Source organism: Holophagales bacterium, from assembly GCA_016719485.1.
Lineage (GTDB): Bacteria > Acidobacteriota > Thermoanaerobaculia > UBA5066 > UBA5066 > UBA5066.
This window is the reverse complement of sequence record JADJZB010000029.1, coordinates 233,856-252,414: the sequence shown is the minus strand read 5'-3', so window position 1 is coordinate 252,414 and position 18,559 is coordinate 233,856. Positions and strand designations below refer to the sequence as shown.

Sequence of the window (18,559 nt, the reverse complement as noted above, 5' to 3'; positions counted from 1 at the left end):
GATGAGCGTGAACCTGAAGTCCCTGATCGGTCGACTCAACGACACCTGCCGCCAGGCGCTCGAGGGAGCAGCCGGGCTCTGCCTGTCCCGGACGAACTACGACGTCGAGGTCGAGCACGTCCTCCTGAAGATCCTCGAGGCGCCCGACACGGACTTCCTGAAGATCCTGCGACGCTTCGAGATCGACGCGTCCCGCTTCGCCAAGGACGTGACGCGCGCCCTCGACCGGCTGAAGACGGGCAACGCGCGGACGCCCGCCCTCTCGCCGCGGCTCCCGCGCCTCATCGAGAAGGCGTGGGTCGTCGCCTCCATCGAGTACGGCGCGTCCAGGGTGCGGTCGGGGCATCTCCTCCTCGTCCTCCTCACCGACGACGACCTCTCCCGCCTGACGCGCGAGATCTCGAAGGATCTCGCCGGCATCTCCGTGGAGCAGCTGACGAAGACGTTCGCCGACGTCGTCAAGGGTTCCGCGGAGGATCGCGAGGCCCAGGCCCTCGCGTCCGCCCCCGGGGCCGCCGGCGGTCCCGACGTCGCGATGGGCGTTCCGGGAAAGACGAAAGCGCTCGACCTCTACACGGAAGACCTCACGGCCAAGGCCCGCGCGGGGAAGATCGACCCGATCCTCGGGCGCGACTTCGAGATCCGGCAGGTCATCGACATCCTGACCCGCCGCCGGCAGAACAACCCGATCCTCACCGGCGAGGCCGGCGTCGGCAAGACGGCCGTCGTCGAAGGCTTCGCCCAGCGGATCGTCCAGGGCGACGTGCCGGGGCCTCTGAAGAACGTCGTCGTCCGGACGCTCGACCTCGGCCTCCTCCAGGCCGGCGCCGGCATCAAGGGCGAGTTCGAGAACCGGCTCAAGCAGGTCATCGACGAGGTCAAGGCCGCCCAGCCGCCGATCATCATCTTCATCGACGAGGCGCACACGATGATCGGCGCCGGCGGCTCGGCGGGGCAGAACGACGCCGCGAACCTCCTCAAGCCGGCGCTCGCGCGCGGCGAGCTGCGGACGATCGCCGCGACGACCTGGGCCGAGTACAAGAAGTACTTCGAGAAGGACGCCGCCCTCGCCCGCCGCTTCCAGGTCGTCAAGGTCGAGGAGCCGACCGAAGAGGTCGCCATCGTCATGATGCGGGCGCTGGCGAAGAACCTCGAGAAGCACCACGGCGGCCTGCGCATCCTCGACGAGGCGGTCGAGTCGTCGGTCAAGCTCTCTCACCGCTACATCTCGGGCCGCCAGCTTCCGGACAAGTGCGTCTCCGTCCTCGACACGGCGTGCGCGAAGGTCAACATCAGCCAGGCGGCGACGCCCGCCCCGATCGAGGACTGCCGGCGCCGGATCGACCAGCTGACGGCCGAGATCGAGGCTCTCGAGCGCGAGACGGCCGTGGGCGCGAACCACTCCGAGCGGATCGAGAAATCGAAGGCCGCCAAGGCCGAGACCGAAGCGCGACTCGCCGTCCTCGACGAACAGTGCAAGAAGGAGATCGAGACCGTCAACCGGATCAAGGAAGTGCGGGGCAAGCTCGAGGCCGCGGCCGGAGGAGAGGCGAACCCCGACTTCGAGATTCTCCGGGCCGAGATGGCCTGCCTCAACGCCGAGCTCGTGGCCATCCAGGGCGACACCCCGATGATGCAGCCGCACGTCAACGCGCAGGCCGTGGCGGAGATCATCGCGGGCTGGACCGGAATCCCCGTCGGCCGGATGCAGGCCGACGAGATCGAGACCGTGAGGAACCTCGCCCAGCTCCTCGGCGAGCGGGTCGTCGGCCAGGACCACGCCCTCGCCGCGATCGCGCAGAAGATCCAGACCTCCCGCGCCGGTCTCACCGACCCGCGCAAGCCGATCGCCGTCTTCATGCTCGTCGGGACGTCCGGCGTCGGCAAGACGGAGACGGCCATCGCCCTCGCCGAGACCCTCTACGGTGGCGAGCGGAACATGGTCACGATCAACATGTCCGAGTTCCAGGAAGCCCACACCGTGTCGTCGCTGAAGGGTTCCCCTCCGGGCTACGTCGGCTACGGCGAAGGCGGCGTCCTCACCGAGGCCGTGCGGCGCAAGCCCTACTCCGTCGTCCTCCTCGACGAGGTCGAGAAGGCGCACCCCGACGTCCTCGAGCTTTTCTACCAGGTCTTCGACAAGGGGCAGATGGAGGACGGCGAGGGGCGCGAGATCGACTTCAAGAACTGCGTCATCCTCCTGACGACGAATGCCGAGTCGGACCAGATGATGAAGATGTGCGCCGACCCCGAGACCGCCCCGACACCCCAGAAGATCGTCGAGACGATCAAGCCGGGGCTCGACAAGGTCTTCAAGCCGGCCTTCCTGGGGCGCATGTCGATCGTCCCGTACTACCCGATCTCGGAAGCCGTCATGAAGCTCATCATCCGACTCCAGCTCGGCCGGGTCGGCAAGCGCCTCATGGAGAACCACGGCGCGACCTTCAGCTACGACGAGGCCGTCATCAACGAGATCGGCAGCCGGTGCAAGGAGGTCGAGAGCGGCGCACGCAACGTCGACTCGATCCTCACGAAGACCGTCCTTCCCGACCTCTCCGGCGAGTTCCTCTCCCGGATGGCCGAGGGAGGGACGATCTCGAAGGTCCACGTCCGCGTCGGCGACGAGGGCAAGTTCGCCTACGACATCTCCTGACGCCCGAGAGTTCGCCTGAAGATCCAGGGCCGGGCTCCCCGAGGGGAGCCCGGCCCTTCCTGCGCTCCCGGCTCGCGTACGAGTGCGGTCTTTGCCCGGGGAATCAGCCCCAGCGCCCGGCCAGCGCGGCGTAGGGCTCGGCGATCGACTGGAACGTCGCGAGGCGCACCGTGTCGGTCCCCTTCAGCGTGAGGAGGGGCATCAGACCCTTCGCCGTCACGGCCTCCATGGCGCGGACGGTGAAGAGGGTCTCCGCGCAGGGGACGGCGTGCTTCTCGCCGTCCTGGGTGACGAGCGCGAACGGGAGGCCCGGAATGTCCTGCGCCGAGCCAGGCCGGAGGCTCCAGCCGTCCTCCAGGAACGCCTCTCCGAGGAGAAGGGCGAGGGCCAGGGCCGGGCTACCCCAGAGGTACTCCTCGTGCACCGGCGGCGAGGAGAGCTCCTCGAACTCGAACGCCTCGACGGCGTTCGTCTCCTTGCCGTACGGAAGGCGGAGGAGGAGGCGTGGCAGCGCGAGGCCGACGTACCGCGCCTCGGGAAGGCGTCGGAGCGCGGCCCACGCCTCGGCCCCCTCGCCTTCGGGTGCGGACCAGTCGTGCGGGTCCGGCGTCGCGGCGAGCGACGCGCAGCCGACGAGCCCCGGCTCGGCGCCGGCGAGAACGGCCGTCCCTGCCTTGGAGGCGATCTTCGCGAGACGTCCCAGAGCTTCGGCGTCCTCCTTCGAGGCGCCGAACGCGCCGAGAACGACGAAGGCGGCCCACGGGTGCGCCCCGGGCGTTCCAACGGTCTTGTCGACGAGAAGCCGGTGGAGACCCGATTTGCCGAGGTCGTCGCCCGCGAGGAGGTCGGACCGAAGCTCCCCCGGCGAGATGTCGACGAGGTGGAGCGTCAGGGGGCCGTCGACGTCCAGGCGCCGAAGGAGGAAGTCGACGCCACGCCAGGCGGCTTCGAGAGCCCGGAATGCGCTGCTTCCGAGGATGGCCCGCATCAGCTCCGTCGGCCTGTCCGGGCCGGCGGCGGCGACCGGAGCCTCCTCCCGGGCCGTCCCGTCCAGGATCCGGTCGAGGAGCCCGGCCGCGGGACGGCTCGTGGCCCGGCGTTTCGCGTCCGCGTCGGAGGCTTCCTTCAGCGCGCCGAATCGCGCGATCCGCGCGAAGAGCGTATCGGGGAGGAAGTCGTCCAGCTCGCGGAATCGGAACACGTCGCCGTCGCCGAGGCGGACCTGCGGCTCGAGGCGTGCGATGGTGGCGTCGAGCGAGTCGAGGTCGACGCGGATCGCCTTTCTTTCGCCGACCGGCGCGCCCGTCTCGACGAGGCCGCGGGCGGCCCGGCCGGAGAAGTCGGCGGCTACGAGGATGCGAAAAGGGGCGTCGTCCTCGGCCCGTGCAGGGCGGGGCTCGGACTCGGCCTCGAGACGGACGTCGATCGCACCGAATGAAAACGGCTTCGCCATCGGGGGAGACCTCCTCGACGATTCGTGTCCTCGAGTATAGGCGGGGAGGAGATAGACTGGAGGTCCCGCAACAAGGAGGTTCCGTTGATCCGCTTCCTGAAGAAGGTGGGGCGGCAGCTCCCGGTTCTCAAGGACATCCACCGCTACATCCTGGCCCTCGAGGGCGAGCGCGAGGAGCTTCGCCAGACGGTGAAGGGGCAACGCGACGACCTGGCCCAGGCGCGCGAGACGATGCGCAGGCTCTGGGTGCCGCCCGGCCATCCGCACTCCCCGATCCCGGACCTCGACGACGTGCGGCGCCGCGAGAGCGAGCTGTTCGGAAAACCCCCCGAGGAGCTCCCCGGCATCGACACGCTCGTCGAGGAGCAGCTGACGGTGATCCGCGAAATGAAGCGCTGGGGCGCCGAACCGCCGCTGCCGGCGGGGACGGAGGGGCGGCGCAGCTCCCCCGACGACCCGGCCTACGGCTGGGGCGACGTCGCGCTCCTGCACGCCGTGCTCAGAAAGCTCCGGCCGCGGCGCGTCGTCTGCGCCGGCGCGGGCCCGTTCGTCCCCGTGCTCCTCGACCTGAACGAGCACGTCTTCGGCCGGACGATCTCGATCACGGTCGTCGATCCCGACGCGGAGCGCCTGCGCCCGCTCCTGAAGGCCGAAGAGGCCGAGAAGGTCCGTCTCCTTCCGGCGCGGGTCCACGAGGTGCCGTTCGACACGTTCACCTCCCTCTCGTCGGGTGACGTCCTGTGCGTCGAGACGAGCCACGTCTCGAGGACCGGGAGCGACCTGAACCACCTCCTCTTCCGCGTGATCCCGAGGCTGAAAGGAGGCGTCCACGTCCACCCCAACGGTGTCTTCTGGCCGTTCGAGTACCCGAGCTCGTGGGTGACCGAGGGGCGGGCCTGGAACGAGGCCTACCTGTGGCGGGCGTTCCTCCTGAACAACGCGGCCTGGGAGATCGCCGTCTTCGCGAGCTTCCTCGAGACGGCCCACCGGGGGGCGATCCTCAAGGAGCTTCCGCAGTGGCAGCGGACGCGGGGCGGCGGGCTCTGGATCCGAAGGAAGAGCTGAACGCGAGAAGGGTGGCGCAGCCTGCGCCGGCGTCAGGCTTCCTCGAGAAGCTCCGGGTCCTGGGCTTTCACGATCTCGACGAGCTTCTCGCGGAAGGCGTCCTTCAGGCCCGAGATGTCCGAGACCCGCACGAACTCCTCGAACTCCTCGCTCCCGGAGATCTCCGTCGTCTCGATGAGCACCTCGTCGTCCGGGCGGTAGGTCGAGACCGCGGTCGTGATGCAGGTGATCGGGAGGTTCCCGAACTCCGGACGGCGTTCGACGACGACCGGGAACCGGAGCGACGCGAGCATGTCCTTGATGCCGGGCTGCCGGGTGAAGACGTGCTCGACCAGCAGGAAATGGAGGACGAAGCGCCGGAGCTGCTCCTCGGTCCGGTTGCGGTCCGCCAGGACGCGCTTGAGGTCCTCGATGCCGTAGTCGCGGTAGTTGACGACCCACCTCAGCGGAGACGTGATCCGGACGGTCTTGCTGTCCCGATCGCCGCGGGCCGTGTAGGAGTACTCCACCGGCTGCATCTCCAGAGACGCGCTCATCACCTCGAATGGCGACTTCAGCTCCTTCGGGATGTGAAACGGCTTGCTTCCGGCCACCTCGGCGTAGTCGGCCGCCAGGTCCTTGAAGGCTCTGTCGGCGCCCTTGACGAGATCCTTGCCGTGCCCCTGAACGTGCTCGCCGAACATCACCCGCGGCCGCATCAGCGGCTCGACCGTCATCAACGTGCCGCGCAGGTCGGTGCGGAGCGTCTCGGCGAGGGAGCGTGTGAGCTTGCGGAGGGCGATGAACTTTCTGGTGCTGATCGTCGGCATTCGCATCCCTCTCCCGGCGCGTCGGGCCGTTGCCGGGTTGTTCCCGGGGGAGTGTGGTGCGTCAGTCTGGAGCCGTTTTGGTGGCGCGTCAAACCCCGAGAGGGGCGAGGGCCTCCCGCAGGCGCCGGCGCCCCGCCTCGTCGGGGACCTGCAGCGAGAGGGCCTCGACCAGGGCGCCCCAGTTCGGCTGGCGCTTCGATTCCTGTTTCACGAGAACCCGGGCGAGGGGTCCGATCTCGGCTGCGAGCCTCTGCTCGGCTGCCGCGAGGAGGGCGGGAGGGAAGGAGCCCGGGCCAGACGACGAGCCGCTTCCCGATGGCGAAGAAGCCGGCCTGGGCGCCGGACTCGACGGGACCTGGGGTCCACCGGCTCCACCCGCTCCACTGGCTCCTGTGGCTCCTGTGGCTCCTCTCGTCTCTCCGGCCTCTCTGGTGCTGGCAGCCCCGCTTCCGGGCCCGGACGGGCGGGTCGAGGCCGGGCCCGCCAGGACGTCCTTCAGGAACCCGGGCCTGGCGGATGCGTCGGGGATCTGCTCCGCGAGACGCCGGCAGAGATCGCCGAAATCGGCGGCCTCTCTCGTCGCCTTCCTCACGAGGAGGCGCGCCAGCGGACCGACCCGGGCCGCGAGCTTCTCCTCGACGCGGCGATAGACCTCGGCGTCCCACGCCGCGGGTATGGCGAGGGCGCTCGACACGGCGGTCTCGAAAGCGGAGCCGGCCGGGTCCTGGGCGGTCGCCGGAGGGTGCGCCGCGGACACGGAAACGGCCGGTGGGGTCACCTCACCGGCCTGGAGGAGGGCGAACTCGCGCTCGGCTTCCTCGGCGTTCCGCGGCCGCCGGTCCCGCTCGCGGGTCAGCAGGTGCAGGACGGCCACGCAGAACGCCTCCGAGAGCTCGGGGGTGTGGATCCGGGGGTCGGGTGCCCGCTCGTTGAGGTGGCGGGACATGATGACGGCGCTGGAGGGGCCGGGGAACGGGACCTGTCCCGTCACGAGCTGGAACAGCGTGGCGCCGAGCGAGTAGAGGTCGGCCCGGCCGTCGACGTCGGCGCGGCCCTCGATCTGCTCCGGTGAGATGTAATACGGGGTCCCGGCTGCGAAGCCCGTCGATGAAGCTCCCGGGTCGTCGATCTTCTTGGCGAGACCGAGGTCGACCAGCTTGACGATCCCCTTTTTCCCGAGGATCACGTTGTCGGGCTTGATGTCGCGGTGGACGATGCCGGCCGCGTGGGCTACCGCGAGCGCGTTCAGCGTCTGCCGCGCGAGGACGATCGCGTTCTGCTCGGAGAAGCGTCCCCACGTCTTCAGGAAGTGGGCGAGCGAGCGCCCCTCGACGAGCTCCATCGCGAGGAACCAGTGGGACCCGACCTGCCCGAAATCGTAGATCTGGACGATTCCGGGGTGATTCAGCCGTGCGGCGGCGCGCGCCTCCTTCAGGAAACGCTGGACGTAGAACGCATCCTCGGCGACCTGCTCGGAGAGGAGCTTCAGCGCGACCTCGCGCTCGAGCGTGACGTGCCGCGCGCGGTAGACGCGCCCCATGCCGCCCCGCCCCAGCTCCTCCAGGACCTCGTAGCTCCCGAACGTCCGTCCGGGGCCGACCTCGTCGAGCGGCATCGTCGCCGGGGCCTTCCGGCTACTCCTGCTCCAGCATCGCGAGCGCCTTGCGGAGGCTGATCTTCATCCGCCCGAACGAGGAGGCGAGCTGCGCGACCTCGTCGCTCCCGCCGACCTTCACGTCGGGGATGTCCATGTTCCCGAGGCTCACCTGGTCGGCCATCGCCGACAGCTCGCGGAGCGGCCGGATGACGACGAACCTCAGGAGGAGGTTGAGGATGAGGAGCGTGAGCGCGAAGACGCCGGCCAGCGTCAGGATGAGCGTTCGGAAGGCGTCCCGCGCCATCTTCACCGGGAGCGACATCGGCACCGAGACGATCTGGGCGCCGATGATCTCGTTCAGCTTCCACCCGAAGCCGTTGTTCGGGCCGTAAGCCTTCACCTGGGAGGCCGGCGCGATGTCCGGCGTCGTGTGGCAGGCGAGGCACTTCTCGTCCTTGATCCGGATCGGGTGGGAGAGGAAGAGCGCGCGGCCCTGCGGCGTGTCCCGCTCTCCGATGATCTCCATCTTCCGGTCGTCGTTGCGGAAGGCGTGCACGAGGTCGGCTTCCCAGTCGACGGTCCGGTTTCGCGGGTTCGTCGGGTTCAGCGTCGCCTCCTTGTAGGCGTACTCGGGGTTCGTCTTCCGGAGGGCGCTGAAGATCTCGGTGGCGGAGTAGGCGGGCACCGACTGGGGGAGGAACGTCGTCGCGAGCTGGGGCGCGAGCAGCGGCTGGATCTGCCGGATCGTGTAGGTCCGCACCGCGAGGGCCGTCTCCATCATGATCCGCGCGTTCTCGATCACCTGGGTCCGTGCGCTCTTCTGGAGGAGGTCGTGCGAGATCCAGCCCGCGGGAACCAGGGCGAGGGCGAAGACGGCGACCAGGGCGAGGTTGAACTTCGTCAGAAGACTCATCGGGGGATCCCTCCGGAACGTGCGCTGGAGTGTAATGGAGATGCGATCGCAGCCTGTAGGGGGCCGCGGCGGCTGATCCGGACCGACGCGAGAGGAAAGCGGGAGGCGCCGTCATCCATCGGCGCCCCGCGTGCGTCAAGAGGGGCTGGAGGGACTCATGGGAGGTTGGTTCACCGGGGCGTGCCGGTCGTGCGCGCTGGCTTCGATCCTGTTCTTCGCCCTTCCGGCGACCGGGGAGGAGCGTCTCGTCCTCCCGGGCGTGGCGCGCGCGGACGGGGCGTTCGGGAGCCGCTTCGTCTCGACGGTCTGGCTTCACAACCCCTCGGATACGCCCCTCGAGGTCGACCTCGAGCTCCTCGCGGCGACTGGCCGGGCCGGAACGACGCGCCTCGTCCTCGAACCCCGGCAGACGCGCCGCCTGGACGACCCGGTCGATTCCCTCTTCGGCCTCTCCTCGGCGGCCGGATGTCTCCTCGCCCGGGCGGATCGGCCATTTCTTCTCCGGGGGGTCACCGCCAACATCGCGGATCCGCGAGGCACCTATGGCCTCGCCCTTCCGTCCCTCCGCGAGGCCGAGGCCCTGTGGCCGGGCGAGACAGGGATCGCGCCCTGGCTCACGCACACGGCAGCTGCCGGCACCGACTTCCGGACGAACGTGGCGGTGGCCCTCCTCGAGCCGGGGTCCGAGGTGCTCGTGACGATCGTCGACGACACGGGTCTCGTGAGAGGCGAACGGCGTCTCGAGGCGAAGGCGCCGCTCTTCTGGCAGCAGGGGGTCGGCGAGCTCGCATCCGACCCCGAGATCGAGCTCGGACGGGTCGAGGTTCGCGTCCTCAGCGGGTCGGCGGTGGCCTATGCCGCCGTCGTCGACAACGTCACGGGCGACGGACTCCTCGCCCTGGCGCGCCGGACCGACATGCCCTCGGCACCTCCGTTCGCGCTTCTCCTCCCGGGCGCCGCCCGCGCCCCCGGCGCGAACGGAACGCTCTGGCGGACGGGACTGCGCCTGGTCAACCCGGGCCCCGCACCGGTCGAGGTGACGCTCGAAGCCCACGGCGGAGGTGGACGCGTGTCGCGAAGCGTCCCGCCTCGCGGCGCCTTCGAGGAGCCCGACCTCCTCGGCGCGCTGGGAGTCCCGGACGGGAGCGCGGGAGCGGTCCGGGTGACCTCGCCGGAGCGGCTCGCGGTCCTCGGCGCGACCCGGAACGTCGATCCGTCGGGACGGCCAGGGACCTTCGCCGCCTCCCAGGAGCCCACCGCCGAAGACGCCCTCGCGGGCCCGGGTCGAGTCCTCGTCTTCACGGGCCTTTCTGCGGACTCCGGTACGTCGGGCTTCCGGACGAACGTCGCGTTCGTGAGCGGCGCCGCGGGTGCGCGGGGCGGGCTCCGACTCAGGGCCTCGGCGGGAGCGACGCTCGCCGATGCGGTGTTCGACTCCGGCCCGTCGTCGTGGACGCAGCGGTCGCTCTCCGACTGGTTCGGCGGCGCGGTCGTGCCGCGCGGCGCGACGCTCGAGGTGACGGTGGAGGCGGGCACCCTCGACGCCTACGCGAGCGTCATCGACAACGGGACCGGGGACCCCGCGATTCTCCCGCCCGCCTTCCTGCCGGTGACCCCGTGCCCGCCGGCCGGTCCGACTCCGCTTCTCACTTCCTCTTCGTCCCGGGTCGAAGCGGGAAGTCCCGTGGTTCTGAGTCTGCAGGCCCCGGGACGGGGCGCCGGGCGGGTCGTTCCGGGAGACGTTCCGCTCGGGCCCGGCGGGGAGCTTTCCGTCTTCCCGGCGGTTACGACGACGTACCGCTGGATTCCCTCGTCGACGTGTCCCGAGGACCGCTCCGCACCCGTCACGGTCGAGGTCGTCGCACCGGCCGGCGCAGTCCTGACGGAGGGGGGAGCCGTCTCCGGGATCGCCAGCGGGGGGAGCACGTCGTATCGCGGGGTTCCCTTCGGGGCGCCTCCGACGGGTCCCCTCCGCTGGCGGCCGCCCGCGCCCCCGGCCCCGTGGATCGGGGTGCGGCGCGCGGCCACGTTCGGCTCTCCCTGCGCGCAGCTGGACGAGGACGGAAACGTCACGGGCTCGGAGGAGTGCCTCACCCTGAACGTCTGGGCGCCCGCGGTGCCGCCGGCCTCGCCGCTCCCGGTCCTGTTCTTCATCCACGGGGGCGGAAACGCCGCGGGAGCGAGCTCCTACGCGTACTACGACGGGACCGTTCTCGCGGAGAAGGGGCGCGCCGTCGTCGTCACGGCGAATTACAGGCTCTCCTCGTTCGGATGGCTCGCGCAGCCCTTCCTCTCGGCTGAATCCCGCCGCGGCGTCTCGGGGAACTACGGGACGTACGACCAGCTCGCCGCGCTGCGCTGGGTGAAGCGAAACATCGCCGCATTCGGGGGAGACCCGGCGCGCGTCGCGATCTTCGGGGAGTCGGCGGGAGGCGTGAACGTCTGCACGCTCGTCGCGTCGCCGCTCGCCGCAGGCCTCTTCGAGCGCGCCCTGATCCAGAGCGGCGGCTGCGCGCAGCGGCCGCTCGCCGAGTTCGTCGCGTTCGGCAACACGCTCACCGGGAAGGCGGGCTGTGCCCAGGCGGCCGATCCCGCCGCGTGTCTGCGCGCCCGGCCGTTCGAGGATCTCCTGCGCGCCGTCCCGCCCGTCGTCTCGGTCACCTCGTCCTCGGGCCAGCTGTGGGGGCCGGCGGTCGACGGGTTCGTCCTCAGCGCATCGCCCGAGGTCGTCCTCGGGAAGGGGGAGCACAACAGGGTCCCGTTCGCCATCGGGGCCAACGCCGACGAAACGGGATCCGCGGCCCCGCCCATCACGACCGAGGCCGAATATCGGGCGCTCGTCACGGCCCAGGTCGGCGCCCTCGCCCCGCTCGTCCTCGCGCGGTACCCGGTCTCGGCCTACGCCTCGCCGCGGAAAGCCTACGTGGCCGTCACGAGCGACTCCCGCTTCATCTGCCCGTCCCGGCGTTTCGCCCGGGCTGCCGCGAAGGGCGGCTCGCCGGTGTTCCGCTACTTCTTCTCCTATCCGGCGAGCCGTCTCTACGGCGCGGTCCACGGCATCGAGATCCCGTTCGTTTTCGGGAGCTTCGACGCGTTCGCGGGGTACGCGCCCAGCGCGGCGGAGCGGGCGCTTTCGGAGTCGATGAACGCGGCCTGGGCACGGTTCGCTGCGGGGGGAGACCCGAACGGAGAGGGTCTCCCGCACTGGCCGGCCTACGACCCGGTCCGGGACCGCACGCTCGTCTGGGATCTCCCGTCCGGACCGGTCGACGGCGTCCGGACGGACGTCTGCGATTTCTGGGACAGTCTCGTCGCTTCGCTGTGACGGCCACGCCTCCTTGACCTCGGCCTCCCCGTTTCGCTACGGTCGGGCGGGGGGGGCTTCGTGACCGAACGGGGAACGAGAACGACGACCGGCCGCCGGGCGTCCGACGTGGAGCGCCAGCTCGCCGTCGAGGCGGCGGCTCGCGGGGCGGAGGAGATTCTCCGGGCCTACGAGGCGACGCTCGAAGGGTGGATCAGGGCCCTCGACCTCAGGGACGGCGAAACGCAGGGCCACAGCCGCCGCGTCGTCGACCTCTCCGTCCGGCTGGCGGCGGAGCTCGGAGTCTGCGGTGAGCAGCTCGTCCACGTCCGGCGGGGCGCGCTCCTTCACGACGTCGGGAAGATGGCGCTCCCCGACGGAATCCTCCTCAAGGCCGGCGAGCTCGACGAGGAAGAGCAGGCGCAGATGCGGCGCCATCCCGAGCACGCCTGGGAGATGCTGAAAAGGATCGACTTCCTCCGACCGGCGCTCGACATTCCGTACTGCCACCACGAGCGATGGGACGGCACCGGCTACCCGCGCGGACTGAGGGGCGAGGAGATTCCGCTCGTAGCCCGGCTTTTCGCCGTCGTCGACGTCTGGGACGCCCTTCGCTTCGACCGTGCCTACCGGGCCGGCTGGCCTTCCGAGCGCGTCAAGACCCACCTCGCCGAGGGCGCGGGCACGCAGTTCGACCCGCAGGTCGTCCCCGTCTTCCTCCGCATCCTGGAGCGCGACGGAGAGCCGGTCTTCGCCGACTACCCGAACGGTCGGTAGCCGGCCCGGCCGGCTGTTGCGCCTGCCGCTGTGGTCGCGCTACCTCGGTGCGTTCTTCTCCCACGTTCCGTAGATCGGGTTCGGGAGCGCGAAGAACCGGACGCCGAAGTCGCCGAAGGCGGCCTCGGGCTCGCCGCGAAGCGCCTGGCTCTGGTCGGGGAAGTCCTGGATGTTGTCCCCGACCCAGACGAGGATCTCGACGGGGCCGAGGTCGGGGCTCGCGGTGCCGTCGGCGACGCTCCGCCAGCGCCCCTCCTTCCGGTCCTCGCCGTCGTCGGCGCGGCAGACGAGGATGTCGTAGGGGAGCGAGAGGGATCGGAGGTTCGCGGCGACGTTCGCGCAGAGCGAGTGGGCGGTGTTCGTGACCACCGCGACGCGTCCGCCCAGCTTCTGCACGCCGCCGAGGAACATCGCGGCGCCGGGCACGGCCGTGCGCTCGCCGCGTTCCACCCACGCCTTCCAGGCGGGGTCCGTGTGGACGAGGCCCTGCCGCTGGAGCTCGACCTCATAGCCGGAGTTGTCGATGATCGTCTCGTCGGCGTCGACGGAAACGCCCCAGCTCCCGGCGGGCCTCCCGGCGCTCGCCTCCGCGGCGGCTTCGAGGGCCGCCCGGAACGTCTGGATGGTGATCGCGCGGTACTCGGCCGACGCGCGCAGCCAGTGCAGCTCGTCGGTCGGGACACCGGCCGGCCTCGAGGGGAGAGCACCTCCCGTGGGACCGGAAGTCGAGACCGCGGGGGCGGTCCGGGGCGCCGTGGCGACCGGGGCACAGCAGAAGGTCGCGATCGGGAGGAAGAGGACGGCGTAGCGGGCTCTGGGGAAGGACTTCATATGGGAAGGGGAGTCTAGTCGCTTCGGGGCGAGCACCGGAGGGCTTGAATACGGCAGGCCACCGCGCCATCGTGCGCGGGTGCGGCTCTCGATCGTTCTGCTCCTCCTCTGCCCGGCCCTGGCCAGGGCCGCGGGCGTCGTCGGCGGCGGGACGCCCGCCTCGTGTACCGAGGCGTCGCTGAACGCGGCGCTCGCGGGCGGGGGCGTCGTGACGTTCTCCTGTGGCGGCGGGCCCGTAACGATCCCCCTCACCGCGACGAAGACGATCTCGGCGGCCCTGGCGACCGACGTCGACGGAGGAGGCCTCGTAACGCTCGACGGGCAGGACGCGGTGCGGCTCTTCACCGTCGACTACCAGCGGCAGCTCGCCCTCCGGAACCTGACCCTCCGGCGCGGACGCGTCGCCGACTTCGGCGCGGCCGTCCGGAGCCACTACCACGAGCGGGGGACCGCGGCCCTGACGGTCGTGAACGTCCGCTTCGAGGACAACGTCTGCACCCAGGCCGGCGACGACGTCGGCGGAGGGGCGATCTACGTCCAGGGAGGGGTCTCGACCGTGGACGGGAGCACTTTCCTGAGGAACCGGGGCGGGAACGGGGGTGCCATCGGCTACCTCGGCGGCGACGGGACCGGCCCGGCGAACGGACTGACGATCCGGGACACCACCTTCATCGGCAACGAGACGCAGGCCCGGGTCTCGAGCTTCGGGGCGACGGGGGGCGCGCTCTACGTCGACGGGGCGGGTGACGGCGAGGTGCGCGTCGAGCGCTGCACCTTTCGCGACAACGTCGCCTGGGCAGGGGGCGCCATCCACTCCGTCATGTACCAGAGCCCGCAGGCTCTCGTCGTCGTCGACTCGACGTTCCTCGAGAATCGGGCCACCGGCGGGAACGGGGGCGCGATCTACCACCAGGACGGCTCGCTCACGTTCACCGGGTCGCTCGTCGCGGGGAACCGCGCCTTCAGCCAGGGGGGCGGCCTCTGGCTCTATCACCCGACCGCGGCGAACATCACGAACGTCACGTTCACGGGGAACCGGGCCGAGGGCGCCGTCGCCCCGTTGGGATACGCCATCGGAGGGGCGTTCTCGATCTACCCGACCGGCGCGAACGTGACGCTCTCCCACCTCACGGTCACGCGCAACCACGCAGGCTGGACGGGCGGCGGCATCACCATCGCAGCTCCGGCCTCGAACGTGACGATCCGGGCTTCGATCGTCGCCGACAACACGGCGGCGAATGGCGGCAACCCCTGGAACATCGGGAAGAACTGCGACGTCGGCTCGCCGCAGATGACGAATGGCGGAGACGTGATCGAGTTCCCGGAGCGAAACGTCGGTGACGGAAACGACGAGAACTGCGTGGCGGTCCCGGTCGTCGCCGAGCCCCTCCTCGGCCCGCTCGCGGACCACGGCGGCCTCGTGGAGACCGTCTCACTCCTCCCGGGGAGCCCGGGCGTCGACGGGGCGTTCGCGGGCTGCCACGCGGCCGTGGACGCGCGCGGCGCGACGCGCCCCGCGGGCGTGCGCTGCGACGTCGGAGCCTTCGAGGGAACCGAGTCGGCGGTGAGGTTCTTCGCCGTCACGCCGTGTCGTGTCCTCGACACGCGTCTCGGGTCCGGGGCGCCCGTCGCCGCGAACGGCACGCTGACGTTCGACGCGGCCGGGACCTGCTCGGTCCCGGCCGATGCGCGCGCCGTCGCCGTGAACCTCACGGGTGTGGGACCCGCCGCCGACGGCCTGCTGCGCCTGTTCGGGGCCGGAACCGCGACACCCGTAACCCAGGTCCTGGCCTTGCGCGCGGGACGGACGCGGGCTTCCGCCGCCGTCGCCGTACCGGGTGCCCTCGGCCGGCTGACGGTCCGAAACGACTCGGCCCAGCCGGTGCACGTCGTCCTCGACGTGTCCGGCTACTTCCGCTGAGAGGGCCGGCACACCATCACGACGCGCGGGCCGGCCGGCGCGGCAGGCGAAACGTGAAGGACGCGCCGGCGCCGACGGCTCCTTCCGCCTCCACGCGGCCGCCGTGCCGGGCGACGATGCGCCCGACGATCGCGAGGCCCACGCCGAGACCTGCGAACTCGGACTCCGAGTGGAGCCGCTGGAAGACGCCGAAGAGCTTTCCGGAGTACCTCATGTCGAATCCCGCGCCGTTGTCCCGGACCCGATAGACCGTCTCGTCACCCGACTCTTCACCGGTGGCCTCGACGACCGGCACCGGGGACTTCGACGAGAACTTCACGGCATTCGCGAGCAGCTCTTTCCAGACCCTGAGCAGGAGATCCGGGTCCCCCTGGCTCGCGGGAAGGCTCCCGATCCTCAGTTCGGCTCCCGTCCCGGTCTTTCCGTCTGCCTGGATCTCGGCCCAGGCCCGACGCGCCAGGGTCTCCATGTTCACGTCGACGAGCCGGAGCGGCCCGCGGCCGATGCGCGTGTGGGTCAGGAGGTCGTCGATGAGCCTGCCCATCCGCTGCGAGCTCGCGCGCACCACGCCGAGCCGGTGCCGGCTCTCCTCGTCGAGCGCGTCCGAAGCGTCCTCGAGGAGCATGGCGGCGAACCCGTCGATCGAGCGGAGAGGAGCGCGCAGATCGTGGGAGACGGTGTAGGTGAACGTCTCCATCTCGCCCAGCGCTCCCTCCAGCTCGGACGTCCGTTCCTGCACGCGCGTTTCGAGCGTCAGGTTGAGCTGACGAATGTCCTCCGTCCGACGGGCGATCGTGGCTTCCAGCTCGTCCCGGCCTCTTCTCAGGGCGGCGAGCCGCAGCCTGTGCAGGCCGAAGACGGAGGCCCCGAGCGCGACGAGAAGCACGCCCTTGAAGAGCCAGGTCTCCACGAAGCGGGGCGGAATCCGCACGACCACGACCGACGGGCCGGGGGAGGAGTGCCCGTCGTGGTTCTTCGCCGTGGCGCGAAAGGTGTACGTCCCCGGTTCCAGGTTCGTGTAGAAGGCCCGCCGTCGGCTCCCGGCTTCGACCGGACCGGGATCGATGCCTTCGAGCTCGTAACGGAACGAGAGGGTCGCGGGTGCGACGAAGCTCGGAGCCGTGTAGCGGAATTCCAGGCCCCGCGTGCCCGCCGGGAGCTCGAAGGGGCCGGGCCCGCTCCAGGTGCGCTCCCCGGCGATGATCTCCTCGACGACGACGGCCGGAGGCGGCGGTGCGTTCTCGATCGCGCCAGGGTCGATGATCACCGCGCCCCGGTACGACGGAAAGGCGAGGCGGCCGTCGGCCATCCGGATGCCGGTGGGCTGCTGTCCCCCTGCGAACGTCGGGCTGCGGAGGCCGTCGCTGGTTCCGTAGGCGGTAAATGGGACCTTCGTCGTCCGTCCCGAAAAGAAGGAGTCGATATCCGCCTTGTGGACGCGGGAGAGACCCCGGTTGGAGGTCAGCCAGAGGTCCCCGATGGCGTCGTCGACGATGCCCAGGATCGTGTCGTCGAGGAGGCTGTCTGAAGCGGTCAGGCTCTCGAGGCGGCCGTTCATGAAGCGGGTCAGGCCGCCGGCGGTGCCAATCCAGAGGACTCCCTCGAGGTCTTCGTGAAGGGTGAGTACGCGATTGTTCGCCAGGCCTTCGGCAGTCGTTCGCTTGACGAGGTGGCCCGCCTCCCAGGCAAATAGCCCCTCGTGCGTGGCGATCCAGATCGTTCCGGCCCGGTCCTCGAGGAAGCCGATGACGCGCCGGAGCGGAGCCGGCTCGCCCGGGAAGGCGGGCCCGAGCCGTCCCGCCGTCACGCGCTGCGCGCCGCCGGAGGTCCCGACCCAGACGGAGCCGTCCCGGGCTTCGAGGAGGCCGCGCACGTCCTCCGACGGGAGGCGGCCCTCTCGAACGAGCGGGGTCGCGCGTCGACCGCTCACGCGGAAGGCGCCGGACGTGTAGGTGCCCACCAGCAGGGACCCGTCGGCGGATTCCGACAGGCTGGAGATCTCGTCCGTCCCGAAGCCGTCACCGGCGCCGAGGACCGTCACGACCCCGTTCTCGACCCGGTTGAGGCCGCCGCCGGCGGTTGCGATCCACAGGGCGCCGTCGCGGGTCTGGAGGACGGCCCGCGTGTTGTCGCTCGAGAGGCCTTCCGGCACCCCGAGCGGGAGGAATTTCCCGTCGGTGAGGCGATTGAGGCCGCCGACCCACGTCCCGATCCAGACGTTCCCTTCACGGTCCGAGCCGAGGCTCCAGATCTGGTCGTTCGAGAGCCCGTTCTTCGAGGAGAGGAGGTCGACCCGCCCGTCGCGAACCCGGGCGACTCCGCTTCCCCAGGTCCCGACCCAGAGCGTCCCGTCCCGGTCCACGTGAAGGGCGGAGACCTGCTCGGTCGGAAGGCCTCGGACCCGCGACACTTCGACGCGGCCGGAGTCCCTCACCGTCAGGAGCCCGCCCCCCGCAGTTCCCACCCAGATACCGCCGTCGGCGTGGGGCGCGACCGAGCGGACGACGTCGCTCGAGAGCCCTTTCGAGGTGTCGACGACGGTGATCATCCCGTTCCGCATCCGGAAAACGCCCTTCCCGCTGGTGCCGACCCAGAGATCCCCGGCACGGTCGCGGCAGATCGAGCGCAGGTCGTTGCTCGGGAGGCCGTCCGCCGTCGTGAACGCCGTCTTCTCCTTGCCCCGGAACCGCAGGAGGCCGGCACCGCTCGTCGCGACCCAGACGTCGCCGTCCGGGGTCTCGCACATCGACCAGGCCGTGACTCCCTGTGCGAGCCCGGCGTCGAGGCTCGTGATGATTCCGGCTTCGAGGCGGGCGACTCCTCCGGACAGGCCGATCCAGAGCCGGCCCCTGGAGTCCTCGAGGAGCGACGCGATGGAGCCGCTCCGCAGCTCGGGATTCGTCCGTTCGTCCCAGACGCGGAAGCGCACGCCGTCGAACCGCGCAAGGCCCTCCTGGGTGCCGACCCAGAGGTATCCGTCGCGAGTCTGGAGCAGGGACTGGACCGTATCCTGGGGAAGGCCCTTCTCCGACTGCCACGCGTCGAGGCGGTACTGCGTCAGGGACTTGGCGGGGTCGAGGGCGACGGCGGAAGAGGGGCAGAGCACCCGAAAAGCGAGGGCGCAGGCGAGAACGCGCACGGCGGCAGCCACTGCATCACGCCAGCGCACTGGCCCGCGCCACGGTCCCGAGAGATCGCACCACCGGCGATTCTAGGCTTCCTTGGGCGGGATTCCG

The 18,559-nt window shown here is 70.6% G+C and carries 11 protein-coding genes; 5 read left to right on the top strand and 6 right to left on the bottom strand.

Annotated elements, in window-relative coordinates:
- The first annotated feature begins 1 nt into the window (after nucleotide 1).
- On the top strand, nucleotides 2-2,653 hold the full coding sequence (gene tssH / locus IPN03_21210) for a type VI secretion system ATPase TssH (protein MBK9376170.1): 2,652 nt from the start codon (nucleotides 2-4) through the stop codon (nucleotides 2,651-2,653).
- A 103-nt stretch (nucleotides 2,654-2,756) separates the two neighbouring features.
- On the opposite strand, the gene IPN03_21205 is transcribed toward tssH, so the two are convergent.
- Entirely contained in the window at nucleotides 2,757-4,106 is a 1,350-nt protein-coding gene (locus tag IPN03_21205) for a type VI secretion system contractile sheath large subunit (protein ID MBK9376169.1), read from the bottom strand.
- An 84-nt stretch (nucleotides 4,107-4,190) separates the two neighbouring features.
- Between IPN03_21205 and IPN03_21200 the strand changes: the two genes are divergently transcribed.
- Complete coding sequence (locus IPN03_21200) at nucleotides 4,191-5,171, top strand: class I SAM-dependent methyltransferase (GenBank protein ID MBK9376168.1); 981 nt, start codon at nucleotides 4,191-4,193, stop codon at nucleotides 5,169-5,171.
- Between the two features lie 32 nt (nucleotides 5,172-5,203).
- Here the strand turns inward: IPN03_21200 and IPN03_21195 are convergent, their stop codons facing one another.
- From IPN03_21195 to IPN03_21185, 3 genes are all read right to left on the bottom strand, one after another.
- Nucleotides 5,204-5,980 carry a hypothetical protein gene (locus IPN03_21195; GenBank protein MBK9376167.1) on the bottom strand — a complete coding sequence of 259 codons (777 nt, stop codon included), beginning with the start codon at nucleotides 5,978-5,980 and terminating at the stop codon, nucleotides 5,204-5,206.
- A gap of 88 nt (nucleotides 5,981-6,068) precedes the next feature.
- Nucleotides 6,069-7,595 carry a serine/threonine protein kinase gene (locus tag IPN03_21190; protein MBK9376166.1) on the bottom strand — a complete coding sequence of 509 codons (1,527 nt, stop codon included), beginning with the start codon at nucleotides 7,593-7,595 and terminating at the stop codon, nucleotides 6,069-6,071.
- 19 nt (nucleotides 7,596-7,614) lie between these two features.
- Nucleotides 7,615-8,490 carry a DUF3365 domain-containing protein gene (locus IPN03_21185; GenBank protein ID MBK9376165.1) on the bottom strand — a complete coding sequence of 292 codons (876 nt, stop codon included), beginning with the start codon at nucleotides 8,488-8,490 and terminating at the stop codon, nucleotides 7,615-7,617.
- Nucleotides 8,491-8,647: 157 nt separating this feature from the next.
- On the opposite strand from IPN03_21185, the gene IPN03_21180 reads away from it, so the two are divergent.
- Both IPN03_21180 and IPN03_21175 read left to right on the top strand, forming a co-directional pair.
- Nucleotides 8,648-11,815, top strand: coding sequence for a carboxylesterase family protein (locus IPN03_21180; protein MBK9376164.1), 3,168 nt, complete (start codon nucleotides 8,648-8,650; stop codon nucleotides 11,813-11,815).
- Between the two features lie 60 nt (nucleotides 11,816-11,875).
- The gene (locus tag IPN03_21175; protein ID MBK9376163.1) at nucleotides 11,876-12,571 is read left to right on the top strand and encodes an HD-GYP domain-containing protein; all 696 of its coding nucleotides are present in this window, start codon (nucleotides 11,876-11,878) and stop codon (nucleotides 12,569-12,571) included.
- Between the two features lie 39 nt (nucleotides 12,572-12,610).
- On the opposite strand, the gene IPN03_21170 is transcribed toward IPN03_21175, so the two are convergent.
- Entirely contained in the window at nucleotides 12,611-13,402 is a 792-nt protein-coding gene (locus IPN03_21170; GenBank protein ID MBK9376162.1) for a hypothetical protein, read from the bottom strand.
- A gap of 79 nt (nucleotides 13,403-13,481) precedes the next feature.
- Here IPN03_21170 and IPN03_21165 point away from each other — a divergent pair, with 79 nt between their 5' ends.
- On the top strand, nucleotides 13,482-15,323 hold the full coding sequence (locus IPN03_21165; GenBank protein ID MBK9376161.1) for a right-handed parallel beta-helix repeat-containing protein: 1,842 nt from the start codon (nucleotides 13,482-13,484) through the stop codon (nucleotides 15,321-15,323).
- A gap of 16 nt (nucleotides 15,324-15,339) precedes the next feature.
- Here the strand turns inward: IPN03_21165 and IPN03_21160 are convergent, their stop codons facing one another.
- Nucleotides 15,340-18,474 (bottom strand): hypothetical protein, encoded by a 3,135-nt coding sequence (locus IPN03_21160; GenBank protein MBK9376160.1) that lies wholly within the window; start codon nucleotides 18,472-18,474, stop codon nucleotides 15,340-15,342.
- Between the last annotated feature and the right edge of the window lie 85 nt (nucleotides 18,475-18,559).